Origin of the sequence: Streptomyces sp. MRC013 (assembly GCF_023614235.1) — a bacterium.
Taxonomy (GTDB): Bacteria; Actinomycetota; Actinomycetes; order Streptomycetales; family Streptomycetaceae; genus Streptomyces.
Map to the genome: position 1 here is coordinate 2,971,050 of NZ_CP094264.1, position 21,737 is coordinate 2,992,786.

The 21,737-nt window shown below is 74.1% G+C and carries 19 protein-coding genes and 1 pseudogene; 10 read left to right on the forward strand and 10 right to left on the reverse strand.

Annotated features, from left to right (window positions below; translation table 11 throughout):
• Positions 1–79 precede the first annotated feature (79 nt).
• Together LUW75_RS13670 and LUW75_RS13675 are read right to left on the reverse strand one after the other, a co-directional pair.
• Positions 80–835: a DUF5710 domain-containing protein gene (locus tag LUW75_RS13670; protein WP_250335849.1), complete on the reverse strand. Its 756-nt coding sequence runs from the start codon at positions 833–835 to the stop codon at positions 80–82.
• Positions 836–1,118: 283 nt separating this feature from the next.
• Positions 1,119–1,394 (reverse strand): muconolactone Delta-isomerase family protein, encoded by a 276-nt coding sequence (locus LUW75_RS13675; RefSeq protein WP_250337658.1) that lies wholly within the window; start codon positions 1,392–1,394, stop codon positions 1,119–1,121.
• A gap of 673 nt (positions 1,395–2,067) precedes the next feature.
• Here LUW75_RS13675 and LUW75_RS13680 point away from each other — a divergent pair.
• The 3 genes from LUW75_RS13680 to LUW75_RS13690 all read left to right on the forward strand — a co-directional run bounded on the left by LUW75_RS13680 (position 2,068) and on the right by LUW75_RS13690 (position 3,609).
• Positions 2,068–2,469 carry a helix-turn-helix domain-containing protein gene (locus tag LUW75_RS13680; protein ID WP_250335850.1) on the forward strand — a complete coding sequence of 134 codons (402 nt, stop codon included), beginning with the start codon at positions 2,068–2,070 and terminating at the stop codon, positions 2,467–2,469.
• Between the two features lie 61 nt (positions 2,470–2,530).
• Positions 2,531–3,145, forward strand: a complete 615-nt coding sequence (locus LUW75_RS13685) for a hypothetical protein (RefSeq protein ID WP_250335851.1) — start codon at positions 2,531–2,533, stop codon at positions 3,143–3,145.
• Between the two features lie 134 nt (positions 3,146–3,279).
• Entirely contained in the window at positions 3,280–3,609 is a 330-nt protein-coding gene (locus LUW75_RS13690) for a DUF2516 family protein (protein ID WP_250335852.1), read from the forward strand.
• A 37-nt stretch (positions 3,610–3,646) separates the two neighbouring features.
• On the opposite strand, the gene LUW75_RS13695 is transcribed toward LUW75_RS13690, so the two are convergent.
• The 3 genes from LUW75_RS13695 to LUW75_RS13705 all read right to left on the reverse strand — a co-directional run bounded on the left by LUW75_RS13695 (position 3,647) and on the right by LUW75_RS13705 (position 7,475).
• Positions 3,647–4,882, reverse strand: a complete 1,236-nt coding sequence (locus LUW75_RS13695) for a PP2C family protein-serine/threonine phosphatase (RefSeq protein WP_250335853.1) — start codon at positions 4,880–4,882, stop codon at positions 3,647–3,649.
• A gap of 496 nt (positions 4,883–5,378) precedes the next feature.
• Positions 5,379–6,437, reverse strand: a complete 1,059-nt coding sequence (locus tag LUW75_RS13700; RefSeq protein ID WP_250335854.1) for a C40 family peptidase — start codon at positions 6,435–6,437, stop codon at positions 5,379–5,381.
• Positions 6,438–6,656: 219 nt separating this feature from the next.
• The gene (locus LUW75_RS13705; RefSeq protein ID WP_250335855.1) at positions 6,657–7,475 is read right to left on the reverse strand and encodes a class I SAM-dependent methyltransferase; all 819 of its coding nucleotides are present in this window, start codon (positions 7,473–7,475) and stop codon (positions 6,657–6,659) included.
• A gap of 902 nt (positions 7,476–8,377) precedes the next feature.
• Between LUW75_RS13705 and mshA the strand changes: the two genes are divergently transcribed.
• Positions 8,378–9,724: a D-inositol-3-phosphate glycosyltransferase gene (gene mshA / locus LUW75_RS13710; RefSeq protein ID WP_250335856.1), complete on the forward strand. Its 1,347-nt coding sequence runs from the start codon at positions 8,378–8,380 to the stop codon at positions 9,722–9,724.
• A complete protein-coding gene (locus LUW75_RS13715) occupies positions 9,717–10,205 on the forward strand; it encodes a type III secretion system chaperone family protein (protein WP_250335857.1) in 489 nt (162 codons plus the stop codon). The genes mshA and LUW75_RS13715 overlap by 8 nt, the downstream gene beginning before the upstream one ends.
• Before the next feature lie 171 nt (positions 10,206–10,376).
• Here the strand turns inward: LUW75_RS13715 and LUW75_RS13720 are convergent, their stop codons facing one another.
• Positions 10,377–11,720 carry an MDR family MFS transporter gene (locus LUW75_RS13720; protein WP_250335858.1) on the reverse strand — a complete coding sequence of 448 codons (1,344 nt, stop codon included), beginning with the start codon at positions 11,718–11,720 and terminating at the stop codon, positions 10,377–10,379.
• A 134-nt stretch (positions 11,721–11,854) separates the two neighbouring features.
• Here LUW75_RS13720 and LUW75_RS13725 point away from each other — a divergent pair, with 134 nt between their 5' ends.
• Together LUW75_RS13725 and LUW75_RS13730 are read left to right on the forward strand one after the other, a co-directional pair.
• Positions 11,855–12,616 carry a phosphoglyceromutase gene (locus LUW75_RS13725; protein ID WP_250335859.1) on the forward strand — a complete coding sequence of 254 codons (762 nt, stop codon included), beginning with the start codon at positions 11,855–11,857 and terminating at the stop codon, positions 12,614–12,616.
• Between the two features lie 316 nt (positions 12,617–12,932).
• A pseudogene (locus LUW75_RS13730) lies at positions 12,933–13,152 on the forward strand (hypothetical protein).
• Positions 13,153–13,724: 572 nt separating this feature from the next.
• Here LUW75_RS13730 and LUW75_RS13735 read toward each other — a convergent pair.
• Positions 13,725–15,266 (reverse strand): PucR family transcriptional regulator, encoded by a 1,542-nt coding sequence (locus tag LUW75_RS13735; RefSeq protein WP_250335860.1) that lies wholly within the window; start codon positions 15,264–15,266, stop codon positions 13,725–13,727.
• Positions 15,267–15,413: 147 nt separating this feature from the next.
• Between LUW75_RS13735 and LUW75_RS13740 the strand changes: the two genes are divergently transcribed.
• The gene (locus LUW75_RS13740; RefSeq protein ID WP_250337659.1) at positions 15,414–16,973 is read left to right on the forward strand and encodes a purine-cytosine permease family protein; all 1,560 of its coding nucleotides are present in this window, start codon (positions 15,414–15,416) and stop codon (positions 16,971–16,973) included.
• 240 nt (positions 16,974–17,213) lie between these two features.
• Here LUW75_RS13740 and LUW75_RS13745 read toward each other — a convergent pair whose 3' ends face one another.
• On the reverse strand, positions 17,214–17,363 hold the full coding sequence (locus LUW75_RS13745) for a hypothetical protein (RefSeq protein ID WP_250335861.1): 150 nt from the start codon (positions 17,361–17,363) through the stop codon (positions 17,214–17,216).
• 254 nt (positions 17,364–17,617) lie between these two features.
• Entirely contained in the window at positions 17,618–18,298 is a 681-nt protein-coding gene (phoU, locus tag LUW75_RS13750) for a phosphate signaling complex protein PhoU (protein WP_250335862.1), read from the reverse strand.
• A gap of 206 nt (positions 18,299–18,504) precedes the next feature.
• On the opposite strand from phoU, the gene LUW75_RS13755 reads away from it, so the two are divergent.
• Together LUW75_RS13755 and LUW75_RS13760 are read left to right on the forward strand one after the other, a co-directional pair.
• Positions 18,505–19,725: a two-component system sensor histidine kinase PhoR gene (locus tag LUW75_RS13755; protein WP_250335863.1), complete on the forward strand. Its 1,221-nt coding sequence runs from the start codon at positions 18,505–18,507 to the stop codon at positions 19,723–19,725.
• The gene (locus tag LUW75_RS13760; RefSeq protein WP_250335864.1) at positions 19,722–20,402 is read left to right on the forward strand and encodes a two-component system response regulator PhoP; all 681 of its coding nucleotides are present in this window, start codon (positions 19,722–19,724) and stop codon (positions 20,400–20,402) included. The genes LUW75_RS13755 and LUW75_RS13760 overlap by 4 nt, the downstream gene beginning before the upstream one ends.
• A gap of 105 nt (positions 20,403–20,507) precedes the next feature.
• Here the strand turns inward: LUW75_RS13760 and LUW75_RS13765 are convergent, their stop codons facing one another.
• Positions 20,508–21,158: a DUF461 domain-containing protein gene (locus LUW75_RS13765; protein WP_250335865.1), complete on the reverse strand. Its 651-nt coding sequence runs from the start codon at positions 21,156–21,158 to the stop codon at positions 20,508–20,510.
• Positions 21,159–21,737: the final 579 nt, after the last annotated feature.

Below are 21,737 nucleotides of genomic sequence, written 5' to 3' on the forward strand. Positions count from 1 at the left end.
GCGGGGCCGCCCGCACGGCGCGGGGGCCGGACGACCGTGCCCCCGGAGGGCCGTGACGGCGAGTCGCGCTTCCGGGGGCCTACGACCGGCCCGCGGCGGGCGGGCGGCCGGTGTGCCGCCGCGGCGCGGGCGGGCGGCCGGCGGAGCGCAGCGTCCGCTCGGAGACCTCGGCGCGGACGTCCGCGCCGGGAGGCGGGGCGAGCCTGATCCCGGCACCGGTGAGGATGCCCAGGTCCAGCTCCCAGGCGACCCGGGAGCGCCGCTCCCACACCGCGAACGCGGTCCGCACGTGCTGCCGGGCCCGCGCCTCCGTCATCCCGGTGACCTCGACCAGGTGGGCGAACGCCTGCGCCTCGACGCCGCGGACCCGGGCGTACCCGTAGTGGGTGACCGTGTGGCAGTCGGTGCACAGGCAGATGAGCCGCTTCAGGGTCTGCACGCGCGCACGCTCGTCGTACGCCCACCGTTCGTGGGCCTCCAGCAGGCGCCGCCGCTCCCGGTCCTCGCCGGCGCCGCAGACCTCGCAGCGCCGCCCGGCCCGGCGGGTGATCATCCGGCGGAGCCGTTCCCAGTCCCGCCGGTCCACGCAGGACCGGACGTTGGTGAACCAGCAGGTCTGTGGTACCAGGTCGACGAAGAGCCCGTTCCCCAGGTCCCGGTCCTCGCCGGGCAGCAGGTCGGGGACGTCCGGCGCGGCCGCCCACCGCTCCAGCCCCGCCATCCCCGGCCGGGGCGCGTACCAGCGCCCGGCCGACGGATCCCACCGCGCCCCGCCCTTCTTCGCCTCGTCCTTCTCGGCGAACGGCACGTCCAACCAGATGCGTTCGGCTGCCACGGCGTCCCTCCCCGTCGACGTCCCCGCCCATGCTGGCACGGTCGGCGGGGTGCGACGAGGGGGGCCGGTCGGTCGGCGCGGACGTCCGGCGGCCGGTCCGGGCGGGCGGCGCCCCCGCCACCGGGGTGCGGCCCGCGCCGCCGGGGCACGGTGGCCGCCACGCCCCCGGGGCGTGGAGCCCGGGGCGCCGGAGCCGGGCCCTGTGCCGGGCCGGACGGGTCCGGGGCCGAACCCGGCCGCGTTCGGAGGCGCGGCCACCGGGTCCGGGTCCGTGCGGAGAGCCTCAGCGAGGACCGAATCCGCCGTACGGCCGCAGGGGGATGATCTGGAAGTCCGACATCCCCTTCTGCGCCAGGGGAAGCGCCGCCACGGCCGCTTCGGCCTCCTCCGGCGACTCGGCTTCGAGGAGGAAGCAGGCGCCCCGGGTGTCCCCGCGCAACCAGATCTGACGCAGCGCCCCGTCGGCGTAGAGCCCCCGGACCGTCTCGACCTCCCGGGGGAGGACGGCGGCGAAGTCCTCGTCGCTGAACCGATCGCTGTAGCGCCGCGTGATCACCATGAATTGCACGCGCCGAAGTTACCAAGGTACGGCGGCGTGAACCGAACGCGATGGCGAAGGAGGTCACCTCGACCCGGATCCGTGGCCGGACCGGTGACCCGAGTCCGGTGACCCGGGTCCGGTGGTGCGGGTCCGGTGGTGCGGGCTCCGGCTTCGGCGGGCCTCCCTCGGCCGCCGACGGGACGGCGGCGGGTCGCGGGTGCGCGGCGGGCGCGGGTGCGCGGCGGAGGCGGGCGGCGGCCACCGTCCGGGGCACCCGGCCGGTGACCGCCGCCGTTCGAGCCCGCACCGTCGGTGCGGGCGGGGCGGCTCCGGTGCGGGCGGGGTGGCTCCGGCACGAGAGGGGCTGCCGCTCGTACGGGCGGGCTGACCCCGGTACGGGGAAACCGCTACCGGCCCGGACGGCCCCGCCGGCCCGGGGAGCCGCCCCCGAACGCGTGCGTACGACGCCGACGGGGCCGGTCCCGACGGGTCCGCTGCCGCAGCGGGCGGGGGCCGGGAGCGCGGACCGTGCACCGGAGGACGCCCTCGCCGCCTCCCGCCGGGGACAGCTTCACCACGGCCGGCGCCGACCACTCCGACAGCCGGGCCGGCGGCCGGATCGGCGCCCCGGCGCATAACTTCCGCTAGCGTCCGCTTGCAATTGTTAGCGAAGGTGGTGCACCATCGGGGTATGGCATCACTGAACGTCGGCAACCTCGGCGAGTACCTGCGCGAGCAGCGGCGCACCGCGCAGCTGTCGCTGCGGCAGCTCGCGGAGGCGGCCGGGGTGTCGAACCCGTATCTGAGCCAGATCGAGCGCGGGCTGCGCAAGCCGAGCGCCGAGGTGCTCCAGCAGGTCGCCAAGGCGCTGCGGATATCGGCCGAGACGCTGTACGTGCGGGCCGGGATCCTCGACGAGCGGGACCGCGAGGAGCTGGAGACGCGGGCCGTCATCCTCGCCGACCCCTCGATCAACGAGCGGCAGAAGCAGGTGCTGCTCCAGATCTACGACTCCTTCCGCAAGGAGAACGCGCTCGACGCGCAGAGCGGCACCGGTGATGCCGGAGCAGCCGCAGGACCGACCGAACTCTGACTCCACCACGCTCGCGCGCACCGTCGCGCGACGAACCCGCGACACGGGAGGACCACAGACCATGGCCATCATCGACGAGCTGCGTACGCCCCTCTACTTCGCCGCCGGTACCGCCGACCTCGCCGTGCAGCAGGCCCGCAGGATCGCCGCCGAGGCCCCGGCCCGGCTGGACGCGGTGCGCAACACCGACCCGAAGGCGGTGCAGGAGAAGGTCGCCGCACAGGCGAAGGAGGCGCAGGCGACGCTCCAGACCAAGTTCACCGAACTGATCGGCGGCCTCGACACGGACCTGAAGAAGCTCGGCGGGACCGCCCAGAGCCTGGCCCTGCGCGGCGTCGGCGCGGCGGCCGAGTACGCCGTGAAGGCCCGCGAGGCCTACGAGAAGGTCGCCGAGCACGGCGAGCAGGCCGTCAGGGCCTGGCGGGGTGAGGCCGCGGAGGAGATCACCGAGATCGCCATCGCCGTCGAACCCGACTCCGTCCCGGGGGCCGGGGCCGACAAGGCCGAGCCCACCGGCAAGGCCGAGCGCGCCGACGAGACCGCGGGGACCGGGCAGGCCGACGCGGGGGACGCCGACGCCGAGGCGGCCACCGGGCCCGGTGCCACCCGGAAGGGCCCCGTCCGGAGGGCCGCCACCCGGAAGGCCACCCCTTCGGGTGGCGCCGACGAGAAGTGACCCCGAGCTGAGCGCCCGGCCGGGGCCGGCACCGGACCGGTACCGGCCCCGGCCGGGTACCGCCCCGGTTGCCGGGGCGGTGTACGGGTAGCTTGGCCGCGAACGCCCCACCCATCCGACAGGCGGTACCCACCATGCTGATGTCCGGCTTCAACTCGCTGCTCGGGCTGCTGTCCCTCGCGATGCTCGTGTTCGCCGTCGTCGCGCTGGCCCTCGCCGCTCTGGCACGGGAGGACGCCTACCGGGCCGCGGACAAGCAGACCAAGCCGTTCTGGCTGATCATCCTGGGTGTCACGGTCGTCGTGAACATCTTCCCGATCCTCCTGGTCCTCCAGCTCGCCGGACTCGTGGCGACCATCGTCTTCATGGTGGACGTCCGCCCCGCTCTGCGGCGGGTGTCGGGCGGCGGCCGGCGCGGATCCAGCAGCGACGGCCCGTACGGCCCCTACAACGGCGGCCGGTGACCGTCACCGGGCGGCCGGCCGCCCGGTGACGCGACCGTCAGCGGGCCGCCCTGTCCAGGAGCAGGACCGCCACGTCGTCCGTCAGCTCCCCGGCGTTCAGCTTGCGGACCTCCGCCACCGCGGCCTCCAGGAGTTCCTCGCCGACCAGGCCGCGGGCGAGCTGGCGGTTGATCATCTCGATCATGCCCTCCTGGCCGAGGCGCGGCGAGCCGGGACCCGCAGAGCGGCCCTCGATCAGGCCGTCCGTGTACATCATCAGGCTCCACACCCCGCCCAGCTCCACCTGCAGCCGCGGCCACCGGGCCCTCGGCAGCAAGCCCAGCGCCGGACCGCCGTCCTCGTACGGGAGCAGCCGGGCGCCCTGCGCGGGGCGGGCGAGGAGCGGCGCGGGGTGACCGGCCAGGCACACCCCGGCCCGCCGCCCGTCGGGCGCGATGTCCACGGTGCACAGGGTGGCGAAGACCTCCTCGCTCTCCCGCTCGTGCTCCAGCACCCGCTGCAGCGTCGACAGCAGTTCGTCCCCGCACAGCCCCGCGAACGTCAGCGCCCGCCACGCGATGCGCAGCTCCACGCCGAGCGCCGCCTCGTCGGGGCCGTGCCCGCACACGTCGCCGATCATCGCGTGCACCGTGCCGTCCGGGGTGCGCACCGTGTCGTAGAAGTCGCCTCCCAACAGGGCGCGCGAGCGGCCCGGCCGGTAGCGGGCGGCGAACCGCAGGTCGGATCCCTGGAGCAGCGGCGTCGGCAGGAGTCCGCGCTCCAGCCGGGCGTTCTCCTGGGCCCGCAGCCGCGACTCGGCCAGTTTCACCTGCACCGAGTCGGCGCGCTTGCGCTCCACCGCGTACCGGATGGCCCGGCTCAGCAGCGGCCCGTCCAGCTCCTCCCGGAACAGCCGGTCCTGCGCGCCCGCCCGTACCGCCTCCGCCGCCAGCTCCGCGTGCTCCGACCCCGCCAGGGCGAGTACGGCGTGGCGCGGAGCGACGCGCAGGACGTGCCGCAGCACGGCCAGGGGGTCGTCGTCGCGCCGCACGTCGGCGGGCAGGTCGAGGTCGACCAGGACGCAGTGCACGTCGTCGGTGAGCAGCCGCTCCGCCTCCGTGAGGTTCCGGGCGGTGCGTATGCGGATGCGGCCGCCGACGGCGTCGACCAGTTCGGGAACGGTGAAGGTGCCCGCCGGATCGTCCCCGATCACCAGCAGGGTGAGGTCGCCGTTCGCCACATCGAGCGTGTTCGCCCTCTGCCGCTGTGCGGGCAGGGACGCGGGTACGGGCATCGGTTCGGTTTCCTTCCCTCCCCCGAGGGTGCGGCGGAGCACCGGACGACACCCCGCCGACGGGGACCATAGCGGCACCCGGCGCCCGAACGGAATGGCGATCAGTTAAGAGACCGCGGCATATGCCATGCAAGGGGAGGGAGTCGGCCATTCCCGCATGAGAAACATCACGCGGGGAACGCCTTCCACCTGCGGTCCTTACCCCCGGGCCCCCGGGACCGACACCTCCCGGGCACCCGCGGGCCGCGGTCGGCACCGCTCGGGCGCCTGCGGGTTGCGGTCCGTACCGTCCGTGCCCGTGCCGCCGGGCGCCCGCGGGTTACGGTCCATGCGGTCGGGCATGTGCGGGCTGTGGTCCGCGCCGCCGGGTGCCCGCGGTGCGTACCGGTGCCGTCCGGCGTTCCGCCTCCGTCCTGCCCGGGTGTCCGCTCCCGTACCGTCCGGGCGCCCGTCCCCCGCCGTGCGGGTGCGCGTGGTCCGGTCGGTGCGGGGCGGGTCACCTGTCCGGGCGGACGACCCCCAGGATCGGCATCGAACCGGCCCCCGCCACCGTGATGTGCCGTCCCGGCCGCGGGGCGTGGACCATCATCCCGTCCCCGATGTACATCCCCACGTGGCTGGCGTCCCCGAAGTAGACGATCAGGTCGCCGGCCCGCATGTCCCGGATCGCCACCCGCGGCAGCAGCCGCCACTGCTCCTGCGACGTGCGCGGGATGCCGCGGCCGGCCGCGCCCCAGGCCCGCTGCGTGAGCCCCGAGCAGTCGTACGCGTCCGGGCCCTCGGTCCCCCACACGTACGGCTTGCCGACCTGTGCCATGGCGAATCCGATGGCCTCCGCGCCCTGCGCGCTCGCGCTGCGGCTGGTCTCCTTCAGGGCACCCGAAGCCAACCATGCCGCCTGCGCGTCCATCTGCGCCTGTCGCTCCAGGTGCCGCAGGCGCTCCCGCTCGGCTGCCTCCAGTTGCGACTCCAGCCTCTCCGCCGCGGCGATCTTCTGGGTTATCAGCTTCTTCGTCTCGGCCTGGCGGACACGGTTCGCCTCCAGGCGGGCCCATTCGACGCTGGCGTCCCTGGTGTACGTCTCCAGGTCCTCCTGGCCGCGCCGAAGCTCCGCCAGCAGGTCCCTGGTCGCCTTCTGGCCCTGCGCGAGGCGGTCGACGCCCTCCAGGAACAACCGCGGGTCGTCGGTGAGGACGAGCTTCGCCTCCTCCGGGATCCCGCCGTTGCGGTACTGGGCGCGAGCGGCCGCGCCGGCGCGCCGCTTCAGCCCGGCGATCCGCTCCCGGCCGTCCACGATCGCCTGGGACAGCTTCGCGATCTCGGCGGACTGCTTCTTCGCCCGCTCCTCCGCGAGGTTGTACGCGTCGGTCGCGGAGGACGCCTGCCGGTACAGCGCCTCGATCTCCGCGCGCACCTCCTCCAGGCTCCTCCGCGGCTGCTGGGCGCCCGCGCCGGGAGTCGGCGCGGGCACGGGCGCGGCGTGGGCCGGCCCGGCGAGAACGGTCAGGGCGCACACAGCGGTGATCGCGATGGTGACGCGACGGCGTCGATTCACAGGCTTCCCCCTCCGGACGTCGACCGGCCAGGCGGCACCGCACCCCATCTGATTTACCGTCAGTAACCCTCGGTGCCGCTGGCGATCGTGCCATGTCACCGGTGAAAGTAACAGGGCCGGGAAAGGAGTCCCGGTGGCCTTCCACAGGTTGGAGGCGAGTGGCGCCACCCGGGCGGTCGTCCACAGGGAGGGGTTGCGCCGCCGTGGGGCGCCGTGCTTCTACCGGGACGCCACGGACCATCCCCGCGGGGCCAGCGCGTTCCAGCGCACCGTCAGCTCGCCCTGGCGCCAGCGCCGGTGCCCGTCGGTCAGCGGCCAGTCCGCCGCCAGGGCCGAGGCCGTCGCGATCCACCGCTGCCGGGCGCCCAGGGAGGCGTACGGGGCGGCCGCCGCCCAGGCCCGGTCGAAGTCCCGCAGGAACGCGTGGACAGGCTCGCCCGGGACGTTCCGGTGGATCAGCGCCTTGGGGAGCCGCTCCGCCAGATCGGAGGGCCGCTCCAGGGAGCCCAGCCGCGTGGCGAACGTCACCGTGCGCGGCCCCTCGGGACCGAGCGCCACCCAGACGTGGCGGCGGCCGATCTCGTCGCAGGTGCCCTCCACGAGGAGGCCGCCCCGCGCCGCGAGCCGCCCGCACAGGCGGCCCCACACGTCCGCGACCCCGTCCTCGTCGTACTGGCGCAGGACGTTCGCCGCGCGGATCAGGTCGACCGGGCCGTCGACCGGAACCTCGAAGCCGCCGTGCGCGAACGACAGGCCCTCACGCGCGTGGGGCCGGGCGGCGGCCACCCGCGCGGGGTCGATCTCCACCCCCACGACCCGGACGCGCGGGTCGGCGTCCCGGCGGAGGCGCTCCAGCAGCTCCACGGCGGTCCAGGGGGCCGCACCGTAACCGAGGTCGACGGCGACCGGCGGGGCGGCGGAGCGGCGCAGGGCGGCGCCGTGGGCGTCGGCGATCCAGCGGTCCATGCGGCGCAGCCGGTTGGGGTTGGTGGTCCCGCGCGTGGGACTCCCGACGGGGCGTGTCATCCGCGGAGCCATGCCCACGAGCGTAGACGCTTCCCGGAGCCTGTCTCCGGGGCCTGTCCCCGGATCGCCCCGGGTTCCGCCGGGAACCTCGCGGCCGGAGGCGCCCTGCCGGGGGTCCCCTGCGCCGCCGCGGAGGCTCGGCGGAGCCCTGGGAGGCCGTGGCGCCGTCCCGGGACTCCGGCACCGTTCGGGACTCCGGCACCGTTCGGGACTCCGGAGCCGCTCGGTGCCCCCGGCGCCGCCTCGGGCGCTCGACGCCGTCCCGGGGCCCGACGCCGTACCGGAGGTCCCGGCCCCGTCCGGAGACACGGTCCCGTCCGGAGACACGGTCCCGTCCCGGAGGGCCCGGGCCCGCCCCGTGAACCCCGGTGGCGTACCGACGATCAGGGCCGTGCCGTGAAGGCTCCGGTGCCGTCTCAGGGCTTCCTGCTGAGTCCCCGGTACGGGGAGTCCGTCCCGCAAGGTTCATCCTTGTCCAGAAAGCGCCTGATTCGTCCCGGTGGGTTCCGGTACCCGCCCACCGAGCCGGTACCGGCGGCGTTCCCTCCGGAAGGCACCGGGACCCCGGAAGGCGCCGGACTCCCGGAAGGCACCGGGACCCCGCTGCCCGCCCCCACCCCAACCCTGGGCCCCACCCCTGGGCCCCACCCTTGGGCCCCAACCCTGGGCCCCGATCCGGGAACCCCGAGGCCCCGGCCCGGTATCCCTGAACTCCGAGCCCCGAAGCCCCCGAAACCCCCCCGAACGCCCAGGCCCCGAAACCCCGACCCACGACCGTCCGCGGCCCGGCGTAATGAATTGGCAAAGCGGAAATGAAAGCCCGTCCCCGCGCTGTTGTGGCGGGGCGGAAGGGCCCGCGGGCCCTGCTCCGCCGTGCCGCCCCGACCCTGCCCCTGAGCGGAAGGACCGACGACGTGAGCCAGTACGTGTCCCGGTTCGCCGGCACCCTGGTACCGCCGCCCCGGCTCAGGCTGTCCGGACGGCACCGCCGAGGGCCGCGGCGGGTCGCCATGCTGAGCGTCCACACCTCCCCGCTCCACCAGCCCGGCACCGGCGACGCGGGCGGTATGAACGTCTACATCGTCGAGCTGGCGAAACGTCTCGCCGCCATCGGCATCGAGGTCGAGGTCTTCACCCGCGCCACCGCGGGCGGCCTGCCCCAGTCCGTCGAGCTCGCCCCCGGCGTCCTCGTGCGGCACGTCGAGGCCGGCCCGTACGAGGGTCTCAACAAACAGGACCTCCCCGCCCAGCTGTGCGCCTTCACCCACGGCGTCATGCGCGCCTGGGCCGGCAACCGGCCCGGCCACTACGACCTCGTCCACTCCCACTACTGGCTCAGCGGCCACGTCGGCTGGCTCGCCGCCGAGCGGTGGGGCGCCCCGCTCGTCCACGCCATGCACACCATGGCCAAGGTCAAGAACGCCGCGCTCGCCGAGGGCGACACCCCCGAGCCCGCCGCCCGCGTCATCGGGGAGACGCAGATAGTCCGCGCCTCCGACCGGCTGATCGCCAACACCTCCGGCGAGGCCGAGGAGCTGGTCCGCCACTACGACGCCGACCCCGCGAAGGTCGCCGTCGTCCACCCCGGCGTCAACCTGGACCGCTTCCGTCCCGCCGACGGCCGCGCCGCCGCACGCGCCCGCCTGGGCCTGCCGCAGGACGCCTTCGTCCCCCTCTTCGCCGGCCGCATACAGCCGCTCAAGGCCCCCGACGTCCTGCTCCACGCCGTCGCCCGGCTCCTCGACGCCGACCCGTCCCTCCGCCCCCGCACGGTCGTCCCCGTCGTCGGCGGACCCAGTGGAAGCGGCCTCGCCAAGCCGGAGGGCCTGCAGAAGCTGGCGGCCCGGCTCGGCATCGCCGACGTGGTCCGCTTCCACCCGCCCGTCGCCCAGCAGGAGCTGGCCGACTGGTTCCGCGCGGCGAGCGTCCTCGTCATGCCCTCCCACAGCGAGTCCTTCGGCCTCGTCGCCATCGAGGCCCAGGCGACCGGCACGCCCGTCGTGGCGGCCGCGGTCGGCGGCCTGCCGGTGGCCGTGCGGGACGGCGAGACCGGCTTCCTGGTCGAGGGCCACGATCCGGCCGACTACGCGCGCCTGCTGGCCCGGTTCGCCGCCGACCCGTACCTCACCGGCCGCCTCGGCGACGCCGCCGCGCACCACGCCCGGTCCTTCGGCTGGGACCGGGCCGCGTCGGCCACCGCCGAGGTGTACGCGGCTGCCGTGCACGAGCGCCGCCGTCGCGTACGCTCGCCCCATGGCTGACGCACAGCAGATCATCGAGTCCGCACTGCGCGACGCCGACCTGGCCTGGGAGTCACCGGAGCCCGGCTCGTACGTCGTCACGCTCCCCGGCACTAAGAAGCTGTCCACCACGCTCTCGCTGCGCCTGGGCGACCACTCGCTGTCCCTCAACGCCTTCGTCATCCGCCACCCGGAGGAGAACGAGGCGGCCGTCCACCGCTGGCTGCTGGAGCGGAACCTGAAGCTGTACGGGGTCGGATACGCCATCGACCCGCTCGGCGACGTCTACCTCACCGGCAAGCTCCCGCTGTCCGCCGTCACGCCCGAGGAGCTGGACCGCCTGATGGGGTCCGTCCTGGAGGCGGCGGACGGCGCGTTCAACACCCTCCTGGAGATGGGGTTCGCCTCGGCGATCCGCAAGGAGTACGAGTGGCGGGTCTCCCGCGGCGAGTCCACCCGCAACCTGGACGCCTTCAGCCACCTCACGCAGCCGTCGAAGTGACGCCGTAGCCGGCCGGCCGTATCCGGCGGGCACGCCCGGAGCAGCCGCCCCCGCCCGCGCCACCGCACGGCCCGGGGCGTACGGCCCCCGGCTTCACCGCACGGCCCGGGGCGTACGGCGCCCCCGCACCCGTACGCCCCCGCGGTCCCCGTACCGCCGCCCGGCGCGGTCTCACACCACCTTGAGCCCGACCCCCTCGACGCCCGTCTTCCCGGCGTCCTCGACGTCCGTCCGCTCGGCGCCCGTGTCCTCGGGGTCCGCGCCCGCACCGGCCACCGGCTCGGCGTCCGCCCCGGGTCCGTTCAGCGGGCCCCGCAGCAGCGCGTACCCGGCGGCGGCCACCAGGGCGACGACGGCGCAGCCCAGCCACAGGGCGTCCGGTCCCGGCCCCTCGACGACCCAGCCCGCCGTGACCGGTGCGACGAACCCGCCGACCGACCACGCCATCCCCATCACGCCCTGGTACCGGCCCCGGGCGTGGACCGGCGACAGCCGGGCGGTGGCGGCGGCGCTCACCGGGATGTAGACCATCTCGCCGATCGTCCACACGACCACGGTCGCCGCGAACGCCAGGGGCGACCCCGCCAACGCCGTCGTGCCCATGCCCACCGCGAACAGCAGCGCCGAGAGGATGAGCAGCGCGGCCTGTGACCGCCCCTCGGTGATCCGGTTGACGAGCAGCTGGAAACCGACGATGACGACGCCGTTCACCGCGACGACCGCGCCGTACGCGTCCGGTTCCAGCCCCTCGGCCGTCATGGTCAGCGGCAGGCCTATCCACACGGTGCTGAAGACGGTGCACACGAGCAGGCTCAGCAGCACCAGCGTCCGGAACGGCCCGTCCCGCAGCACGTCCAGCGTCGTCATCCGGGGCTCGGCGGCACGCTTCCCCTCCGCGCCTTCTGCGTTCGACGGCGCCTCGGGACGGGTCTCCGGCAGCCGTACGAACACGATCAGCGCGCACAGCACCGTCGCGGCGGCCTCCACCAGGAAGAGCGTCCGGTAACCGAGGAACAGCGCGGCGCCGCCGCCGATCGCGGCGATGGCGAAGCCCAGGTTGAGCGCCCAGTAGTTCAGGGCGTAGGCCCGCCGCCGGTCGTGCTCCGGCACCTGGTCCGCGATGGTCGCGCCGATGGCGGGCCGCACCGACTGCATCGCGACGCCCATCAGCAGCACCACCGCCGCGACCGCCCAGGCGCTGGTCACCACGGCCAGCGCCGCCGCGCACCCGGCGGCCGCCAGGTGCCCGGCCACCATCGTCGGCCGGCGCCCCCACCGGTCGCTGAGCACGCCGCCCAGCGGCGCCCCGGCGATGCCGCCGAGCCCGTGCAGCGCGACCACGAGCCCCGCGTACCAGCCGGAGAAACCCAGCTCCTGGGTGAGGAAGAGCGACAGGAACGTCAGGACGAACGCGCCGGTGCGGTTCACCAGCGTCGACAACCACAGCCACCAGAACCCCCCGGGGAGCCCGGACACCGTACGACGCGCCGAACGTATGAGCGGGATGATGATCACGCGGATTCCCCCTGTAAGCGGCCGACTGCCTACCTGGAACTTACGAGCCTCACGGCCCGACGGCCAGTGGATTGACGGGGACCGTCAAGCGTCCGGCGTCCGGGGCGTGAAGGGCGTCCACTAACCTCGTACGCATGGCCGACGCACCGTACAAGCTGATCCTCCTCCGCCACGGCGAGAGCGAGTGGAACGCGAAGAACCTGTTCACCGGCTGGGTGGACGTCAACCTCACCGAGAAGGGCGAGAAGGAGGCGGTCCGCGGCGGTGACCTGCTGAAGGACGCCGGCCTGCTTCCCGACGTGCTCCACACGTCGCTGCTGAGGCGCGCGATCCGCACCGCGCAGCTCGCCCTGGAGACCGCCGACCGCCACTGGATCCCGGTCCACCGCTCCTGGCGGCTGAACGAGCGGCACTACGGCGCGCTCCAGGGCAAGGACAAGGCGCAGACGCTCGCCGAGTTCGGCGAGGAGCAGTTCATGCTCTGGCGCCGCTCGTACGACACCCCGCCGCCGGCCCTCGCCGACGACAACGAGTTCTCCCAGGCCGGCGACGCGCGCTACGCGGCGATCCCGCCGGAGCTGCGCCCCCGCACCGAGTGCCTGAAGGACGTCGTCGCCCGCATGCTGCCGTACTGGTACGACGGTGTCGTCCCCGACCTGCTGGCCGGTCGCACGGTCCTGGTGGCCGCCCACGGCAACAGCCTCCGCGCCCTGGTCAAGCACCTGGACGGCATCTCCGACACCGACATCGCGGGCCTGAACATCCCGACGGGCATCCCGCTGTACTACGAGCTCGACGCCGACTTCAGGCCGGTCACCCCGGGCGGCAGGTACCTCGACCCGGCCGCGGCCGCAGCCGCCATCGAGGCCGTGAGGAACCAGGGAAAGAAGAAGTAACCTCCCGCGAACAAGCCCCCTGCCTGCGGGGTCTCCGCGGGGAGGGGGCTCGGCGCTGTCTCCGGGCCGTCTCGGGGTTGCCTCCGAACTGCCTCGGGGTTGCCCCGGGACGCCGGGTGCGGGGCGGCCCGGGGACCCGGGTGCACGGGCTGATCACCCCTGGACCGACCCTGCGAGCCGTCCCTCCCGGTCCGGGGCCGGCTCCGCCGCGCCGCGGCGACCCCCGCCCGCGACCGGACCGTCCGGCGGCGGTGTGACGAACAACCGGCGCCGACCGCGTGCACCGCGCGGTGCACGCGTGCGCATACTGGTGGAGATGACAGAGCCAGCTGCCCCGAGGCGTTACCTGCCCACCAGTCCCTTCAAGGCCCCGGTCACGCCCTCACCCAAGCACTTCAGCGTGGGTGACCAGGTGACACGACGTGTACGGCCTCGGCCGGGTGGTCGGCGTCGAGCACGGAATCGCGGCGCTCGTGGATTTCGGTTCGACGCGAGAGCGGATCGTCAGTCCGTACGCCAAGATGAGCAAGCTGTAGCACCGCCGTGCCCCGGCCCCGGCCTGCCGGGTGCCTCCACGACCCAGTGACGAACGGGAGACCCCCATCGACCTCACCGCCGTGTTCTCCGCTCCGGAGGACGCGCCGCGCTCGGCAACGGCGGCGTCGCCGCCCCCGACGACGGACCTCTTCCGGGCTCCCGATTTCGGGGAGGACGACCCGTCCCCGCCCCCCGCTCCCCGACGTCACGGCACCCGATCGGCCTCCGAACCACCGGCCTCCGAGCCATCGACCTTCGAGCCATCGACCTTCGAGCGATCGGCCTTCGGGCGATCGACTCGCGAACGGCGGAGCGGCGCGGTGAACGACGCCGCCCGCGATCGATCGCGGCGCCCGGCGCGGGCGTCGCGGTGACGCAGACCCCCGGGGGTGACGCAGACCCCCTCAGCGGGGATGCGAACCCCTCAGGGGTGACGTAGACCTCTCAGGGGCGACCAGATTCCCCCAGGGGTGACGCAGACCCCCTCGGGAGGTGGCGCAGCCCCCTCAAGACGACGCGAATCCCCTCGGGGAGCGACGCGGGCTTCTCCAGGGGAGCGGCGCGGGTCCCCTCAGGCCAGGCCGGTCGCCCGAGCCGCGTGAATCGCCAGCCACACCTCCGCGAGTCCTCCGCTGGAGGTGAGGTCGCGGCCGGATATCGCGGAGAAGCGGCGCAGACGGTAGGCGAGCGTGTTGGGGTGGATGTGGAGGGCTTCGGCGGCCGCCTCGGTACGCCGGTCCCGTTCCAGCCACGTACGGGCGGAGGCCAGCAGGTGGGTGTCGTGCGCGGCGTCGTAGGCGATGACGGATCCGAGCACGTGCTCGACGAGCGCGGCGAGGACCGCCGGGTCGCCGGGCAGCCAGCGCTCCAGGTCGCTGTCGCCGTACACGACCAGGGCCCGTCCCGACTCCACCGCCTCGGTCAGCGCCCAGGCGGCCTCGCGCTGGGCGACGCGCAGGGCGGCGCCTGCCTCGAACGGCCGGCTGCGTCCCGTCGTGACGCCGGGCAGTGCGGCGACGTGGTCGGCGAGCGCCGGTGCGCCGAGGACGTAGTGGTCACCGCCCCGGTGCAGCAGCAGGTGGGGGTGGTCGGCGAGACGGGCGAGGAGTTCCCCGTCGGTGGCGTGACGGATCCGGAACAGGGCGCAGGTGCCCGTGACGTCGATGCCGTGCCGCAGCAGGCGGCGCCGCGCCGCGTCGGGCGGCAGGTCGTTCTGCAGCAGCTCGGCGAGGGTCTCGGCGCCCTCCCGGCGTGACGTCTCGCGCTCGCTGCGGACCATGGCCAGGCGCAGTGCGGCGACCGTGGCGATGTGCTGGGCGACGGCGAGCCCGGCCGGGCGCGCGCCCTCCCGCTCGTAGGCGACCAGGAAGCCGGCGGGGCCGTCCGGCGCGGGTACCGGCAGGAGGAAGCCGCCGGGGATGGTCGGGGGCACGTCGGCGGCGGGGGAGCCCGGTGCGAGGGTCCCGGGCCGGGGCAGGACGGCCGGGTCGGGTACGGGCGGCATACCGGGCAGCAGGGGGCCGCCGCGCGGGGTGCTGAGGTACAGGTCGTAGCCGGAGAGGCGCTCCAGGCGGCGGAAGAGGGCGGGGGTGTCCAGGTCCTCGGCGGCGAGCCAGCGCAGTGCGCCGAACACCTGCAGCTGCGGCCCGAGCCGCTGCTGGGCGCCTTCCATGACGGCGGCGGCGACCTCCTGGGCGATCACGACGAACGGTACCGACAGGGGCACTTCGAGCACCGGGAATCCGCGTTCGTCGGCGGTGGCGAGGAACTCCGGCCGCAGGGGCGGGGCGTGCAGGCGGGCCGAGACGGCGAGGGCGCTGACCCCGGCGTCGTCGAGGCGTTCCAGGTAGGCGCGCTGCGCGGCGGCGGCCCAGGGCAGCGCGTACCCGGTCGTCATGATCATCTCGGCGCCCAGGAGCCAGGGCGTGGGGTCGACCAGCTCGCTGGGGTGGGCCCACGACAGGGAACGCCGCAGGCCCGACGCGCCCGCCAGCACCTTCAGCTGCAGGGCGGGGAGGGCGAGCAGGTCCTCGACGAGCACCCTGCCCGAGCCGCCCGCCGGTGCCTCCGCCGGGCCTTCGGGCCCGGCCGGGGTGATGCGCCTCTCCGACACCCTCCTCGCCGCCTCCGCTTGTCCGCAGTCACAAACAGCCTCACACCCATTCGTGGCGGGCACAATTGTTCCTCCGCCCGCGCGTGCGGAGACTGGGTGGGCACCACGCCCGGAACCACGGATTCCGGGGTGGACGAAGGGAATGCGATGGGCACGAGTTCCTCCCCCGGCGGCGGTATCACCGAGGTCGAGACCGCAGGCGTCGAGCGGATCCCCGACGCCGATCGCACGGCCCGCCCGCTCGACCTGTTCCGGCTGGCCTTCGGCGGTGCCAACACCTTCGCCACCTGCGTACTCGGTGCCTTCCCGATCCTGTTCGGGCTCTCCTTCCGGCAGGCTCTGGCCGCGACGCTCCTCGGCCTGGTCGCCGGTGCCCTGCTGCTGGCCCCGCTGGCGCTGTTCGGGCCGGCCAACGGCACCAACAACGCCGTCTCCTCCTCCGCGCACCTGGGCGTGCACGGCCGGGTCGTCGGCTCGTTCCTGTCCCTGCTGACGGCCATCGCCTTCTTCTCCATCTCCGTGTGGTCCTCCGGCGACGCGCTCGTCGGGGCCGCGCACCGGCTGGTCGGGCTGCCCGAGTCGGGCCTCTCGTACGCGGTCTCGTACGCGGTGTTCGCGGGGCTCGTGCTGACGGTGTGCGTGTACGGCTTCCGGTTCATGCTGTTCGTGAACAAGATCGCCGTACTCGCCGCCTCCGCCCTGTTCGTCCTCGGCGCCTTCGCGTTCGCCGGTGACTTCGACCCGGGCTACGCGGGCGCCTTCGCCTCCCCCTCGGCCCCGATGTTCTGGCCGGCGTTCATCGGATCGGCGCTGATCGTGCTCTCCAACCCGGTCTCCTTCGGCGCCTTCCTCGGCGACTGGTCGCGCTACATCCCGGCGTCGGCACCGCGCCGCCGCGTCATGGGCGCGGCGTTCCTGTCGCAGGTCGCCACGCTGCTCCCGTTCCTCTTCGGCCTGGTGACCGCCTCGGTGATCGCCACGAAGGCGCAGGAGTACATGGACCCGGCCGCCCCGAACTACGTCGGCGGGCTGCTCGCCGTCTCCCCGGGCTGGTACTTCCTGCCGCTGTGCCTGATCGCCCTGATCGGCGGCATGGCGACCGGCACGACCGCGCTGTACGGCACCGGCCTGGACTTCTCCAGCGTCTTCCCCCGCTTCAGCCGCGTCCAGGCGACGCTCCTCATCGGCTCGCTGTCGATCGCGTTCATCTTCGTCGGACGCTTCGCGCTGAACCTCGCCCAGTCCATCTCGACGTTCGCCACGCTGATCATCACCTGCACCGCCCCGTGGCTGATCGTCATGACCATCGGCTACCTGACCCGGCGCGGCTGGTACGACCCGGACGCCCTCCAGGTCTTCAACCGCCGGCAGCGGGGCGGGCGGTACTGGTTCACGCACGGCTGGAACTGGCGGGGCATGACCGCCTGGGTGGTCGCGGCCGCCGTCGGCCTGCTGTTCACCAACCTGCCGGGCCAGGTGGTCGGCCCGCTGGGCGACCTCGCCGGCGGCACCGACGTCTCCCTCCCGGTCGGCCTCGCCCTCGCGGCCGTCGTCCACCTCGGCCTGCTCTTCGCCTTCCCCGAACCGCGCGCGGTGTTCGGGCCCCGGGGGCCGCTGCTCGTCCCCGCCTCGGACGCGGAGGTGCCGCCGATCGTCGACGCCGCGAACCGCGCCGCGGGGAACGGCGCCGCCGCGCCCGTCGACTGATCCGCCGCCGTCCCCGGCACCCGGCATCGGCGGGAGGGTCCGTGACCGGCCGTGCCGGCCGCGCTCGCCCCGGTGTTCGGCCGGGGCGCGGCGACGGCCGCTCCACCGCCCTGCGTACGTCCTCCCGCGCCGGAGCGCCCGCTCCCGGAGGGCCGCCGCACACAGGGGCCCCGTGGCGATTCGACTCGCCACGGGGCCCCGGGGACGGCGGAGCGGTGTCGGCCTCCGGCCCCTGATCCGCTAGCCGCAGTTGCCGCTGCACGAGCAGGAGCCGCCCGACTGGCAGCCGCAGCTGCAGCCGGAACCGCACCCGCAGGCGCCGAGCAGGGGAAGGTGAATCGTTTCGACGGGGGCTTCCTGCTCGAACCGGGTCTTCGGGGAATCTGCCATGGCTTCCTCCTCAGCGGGGACCTGTGTCACCTCGCCCCATTGCACGCCCGCCGGTGAGGGCGCATCAACGGCGCACGGAGGCGCCGCCCCGTCTTCGCGCCCCTGGCGTACCACCGGGCGCCCCCGGTCCCTCGCGGCACCGCCGCCGCACTTCGGGCCCCGGGGCGGCGTCCCGCCCCGGCGGGGCTCAGGCCGCCGAGGCCCGGGCCCCGGGTCAAGCCCCCGGGGCGCCGCTCCCGCGCGTCAGGAGGGCCTCACGCCCCCTCGACCGGCGCCTCCGGCTGCTGGATCTCGTCCGCGTGCTCGCCCGTCACCAGGTAGACCACCCGCTTCGCCACCGACACCGCGTGGTCCGCGAAGCGCTCGTAGTAGCGGCCCAGCAGCGTGACGTCGACGGCCGTCTCGATCCCGTGCCTCCAGCGGTCGTCCATCAGGTGCTGGAACAGCGCCCGGTGCAGCAGGTCCATGTCGTCGTCGTCCTGCTCCAGCTGGAGCGCCAGGTCGACGTCCTTGGTGATGATGACCTCCGCCGCCTTGGCCATCAGGCGCTGCGCGAGCTGGCCCATCTCCAGGATCGTGGCATGCAGGTCGCGCGGGACCGCACGTTCCGGGAAGCGGAGCCTGGCCAGCTTCGCCACGTGCTGCGCCAGGTCGCCGGAACGCTCCAGGTCGGCGCTCATGCGCAGCGAGGTGACGACGATCCGCAGATCCGTCGCCACCGGCTGCTGACGCGCCAGCAGCGCTATCGCGCGGGCCTCCAGGTCGTGCTGGAGGTCGTCGATCTTCTGGTCGGCGGCGATCACCGCCTCCGCCAGCTTGAGATCCGCGTCGAGCATCGCCGTCGTGGCGCGTCCGATCGCCGACCCGACCAGTCGGGCCATCTCGACCAGTGCTTCGCCGATCGAGTCCAGTTCCTCGTGGTACGCGTCCCGCATGGATGTCCCTCTCTCACTACGCTCGGGGTCCCGATGGGGCTGGGGAATGTCCGGACCCCACGTTCCCACGGTCACGGAGCGACGCGTCCGGGGCCTCCCTCCCAAGTGAACCGCCACCATCCCCTCAGTGAACTCTGGGCGACGAGTGTTCGATCAGCTGCTCGAACGGCTGGGAGTGCGCCGTTGACCGTGCCTAACCTTGATACATGGACGTGAACGCGGCGGTCGCCGCAGTGGCAGCGATCGCCGGGTTGCTCACCGGTGCCATCGCCGTGCTCGCGTTCCGCTGGAGCGAACGCGACCAGGCGAGGCCCACCCGTACGTCGCTGCACACGGACGCGGTGCTGCCCCCCGGCGTCGACACGGTCCTGTCCGTGCTGCGCTCCTCCGCCGTCGTGCTCGACGAGGCCGACTCGGTGGTGAAGGCCAGCTCGGCGGCGTACGCGCTCGGCCTGGTCCGCGGCGGGAAGCTGGCCGTGGAGCCGATGCTCCAGATGGCCCGCGACACCCGGCGCGACGGCGAGATACGGCAGGTGGAACTGGACCTGCCGCGGCGCGGTACGGGCCGGGGCGACGCCCTCGCCGTCTCCGCGCGCGTGGCGCCGCTCGGCTCCCGGCTGGTGCTCCTCCTCGTCGAGGACCTGACCGAGGCCCGCCGTATCGAGGCGGTGCGCCGCGACTTCGTCGCGAACGTCAGCCACGAGCTGAAGACGCCCGTCGGCGCCCTGTCGCTGCTGTCCGAGGCGGTCATGGACGCCGCCGACGACCCGGAGGCGGTGACCCGGTTCGCCGGCCGCATGCAGATCGAGGCGACCCGGCTGACCAACCTCGTGCAGGAACTGATAGACCTCTCCCGGGTCCAGAACGACGACCCGCTGGAAGACGCCGAGCCCGTCTCCGTCGGGGAGCTGGTCGACGAGGCCATCGACCGCTCCCGCCAGACGGCCACCACCAAGAACATCGCCATGGTCGCCGGAGGCACCACGGACCTGCGGGTCTGGGGTCACCGGGGCCAGCTCGCCGCGGCCCTCGGCAACCTCGTCGAGAACGCCGTCAACTACTCCCCGGCCCACACCCGCGTCGGCATCGCCGCCCGCCGCGTCACCGCCCCCGGCGGCGACCTCGTCGAGATCGCCGTCACCGACCAGGGCATCGGGATCCCCGACAAGGACAAGGAGCGCATCTTCGAGCGCTTCTACCGCGTCGACCCGGCCCGCTCCCGTGCCACCGGCGGCACGGGCCTCGGCCTGGCCATCGTCAAGCACGTGGCCGCCTCGCACGGCGGCGAGGTGACCGTGTGGTCCACCGAGGGCCAGGGCTCGACCTTCACCCTCCGCCTCCCCGAGGCGGGCGCGGGCCGCAACCGCCGCACCCCCAGCCCTGACACCACCAACGAACCGCTCACCGCCCCGGAGGTCCTCCCGTGACCCGAGTGCTTGTCGTCGAGGACGAGGAGTCCTTCAGCGACGCCCTGTCGTACATGCTCCGCAAGGAGGGATTCGAGGTAGCCGTCGCGACCACCGGGCCGGAGGGGCTCGACGAGTTCGAGCGCAACGGCGCGGACCTCGTCCTGCTCGACCTGATGCTCCCCGGGCTGCCCGGCACGGAGGTCTGCCGCCAGCTTCGCAGCCGGTCGAACGTGCCGGTCATCATGGTCACCGCGAAGGACAGCGAGATCGACAAGGTCGTCGGCCTGGAGATAGGCGCCGACGACTACGTCACCAAGCCCTTCTCCTCGCGGGAGCTGGTCGCCCGCATCCGCGCGGTGCTGCGCCGCCGCGGCGAGCCGGAGGAGAGCGCCCCGGCGGCCCTGGAGGCCGGCCCCGTGCGCATGGACGTGGACCGGCACGTGGTGACGGTGGACGGCACCAAGGTGGACCTGCCGCTGAAGGAGTTCGACCTGCTGGAGATGCTGCTGCGCAACGCGGGCCGCGTGCTGACGCGGATGCAGCTCATCGACCGGGTGTGGGGCGCCGACTACGTGGGCGACACCAAGACCCTCGACGTGCACGTGAAGCGGCTGCGCGCCAAGATCGAGCCGGACCCGGGCGCCCCGCGCTACCTGGTCACGGTCCGCGGCCTGGGCTACAAGTTCGAGCCGTAGAGACGACGGGCCCGTCCCGTACGACGCGGAGGGCGCCCCACCGGTCACACCGGTGGGGCGCCCTCCGCGTCGCCGGGGCCCCCGCGCGTACGCCGGGGCCGTGCGTCAGTGGCCGCTGCCGCCCGTGCCGTGGGCCGGCTCCGTCGGGGCGTCCGAACCGCCCGGCGACGCGTCCGGCGCACCGGAAGGGGAGCCGGACGGCGAGGCGGCCGGCGAGCCCGACGGCGAGGCGGCCGGGGACGAGGGCAGGGGGGTCGGCCCGAAGGTGTCGTAGTAGCTGCCCGTGGCGTGGACCAGCGCGTGGAGCTTCACGTCGCCCGTCTCGCTGAGCCGGAAGACGACCTCCTGGGCGCCGCCCCTGGCGGAACCCTTCAGGCCCTCGACCACGACGGAGGCGTTGCCCTTGCCGCCGAGGATCAGCGACCCGCCGGCGGGGACGGTGAGGGGGCCGGAGCCCTTGGCGGGCTTCAGTTCGACCTTGGTGCCGGAGCCGGGGAGCTGGACGGCCTCCAGCGTCTCGGCCTTGGAACCGCCGTTGAAGAGGGTGGCGGAGACGGCCGCCGGGCCCTCGGCACCCTCGGCCGGGGTGATCACGACGGCGTTCAGGACCTCGATGTCGCCGACGGTGGCGGTGGCGTTGTCCGGCTTGATCTGGAGGCTCTGTGCGTCGTGGCCCGCCCCGCATGCGGTGAGCGAGGCGACGGAGATCATGAGGGCGGTGGCGGCGAGGGCGCCGCGTCGAAGGCTGCGGCTCACGGCGGCGGCAACTCCTAGACGTACGGACTGGAGGACGGGCACGGTCGGTGGAACAACGTGCGACCTTTCCGGACCGGACCGGCAGGACCCGGTCGGGAGACGGTCAGCAGGCCCAGGTTACCGACCCCCTGTCACCGCCTCGCACCCGACCCGCCCTGTACCGCAGCCGGTGCTCCCGCCGCCGGGCGCGGCGGCCCCGCGGCGCCCGGCGGGAGCGGCTTCCCGGCCCCGTGCGCATAACCGGCTTGATCAATTCTGCGGCGCTCACACATTCCCCACGGAAAAGCCACCCGCGATCAATTGGGGAAAGCGGCCCGGCATCCACTCGTACGAGTGACCGACAACCGAACGAAGTGTGGGAACTGGACGCCTCCGAATCGGACAAAACGGGATGTTATTCCTCTCTGGCGGCCTTCCGGGTGGTCGTGTCCGGGGCGTTTCGGACCCCGGCCATAGCCGCTCCGACCTGCGAATACCCATCCCCGGGGGGTTGCCGCAGCACGCCCCCGGCGTTGTTGTCAAGCCCCGAGATATGCCCTGACCTGCGGAAACGCCATTCAGAAGAGGCTGTGTCCGTGT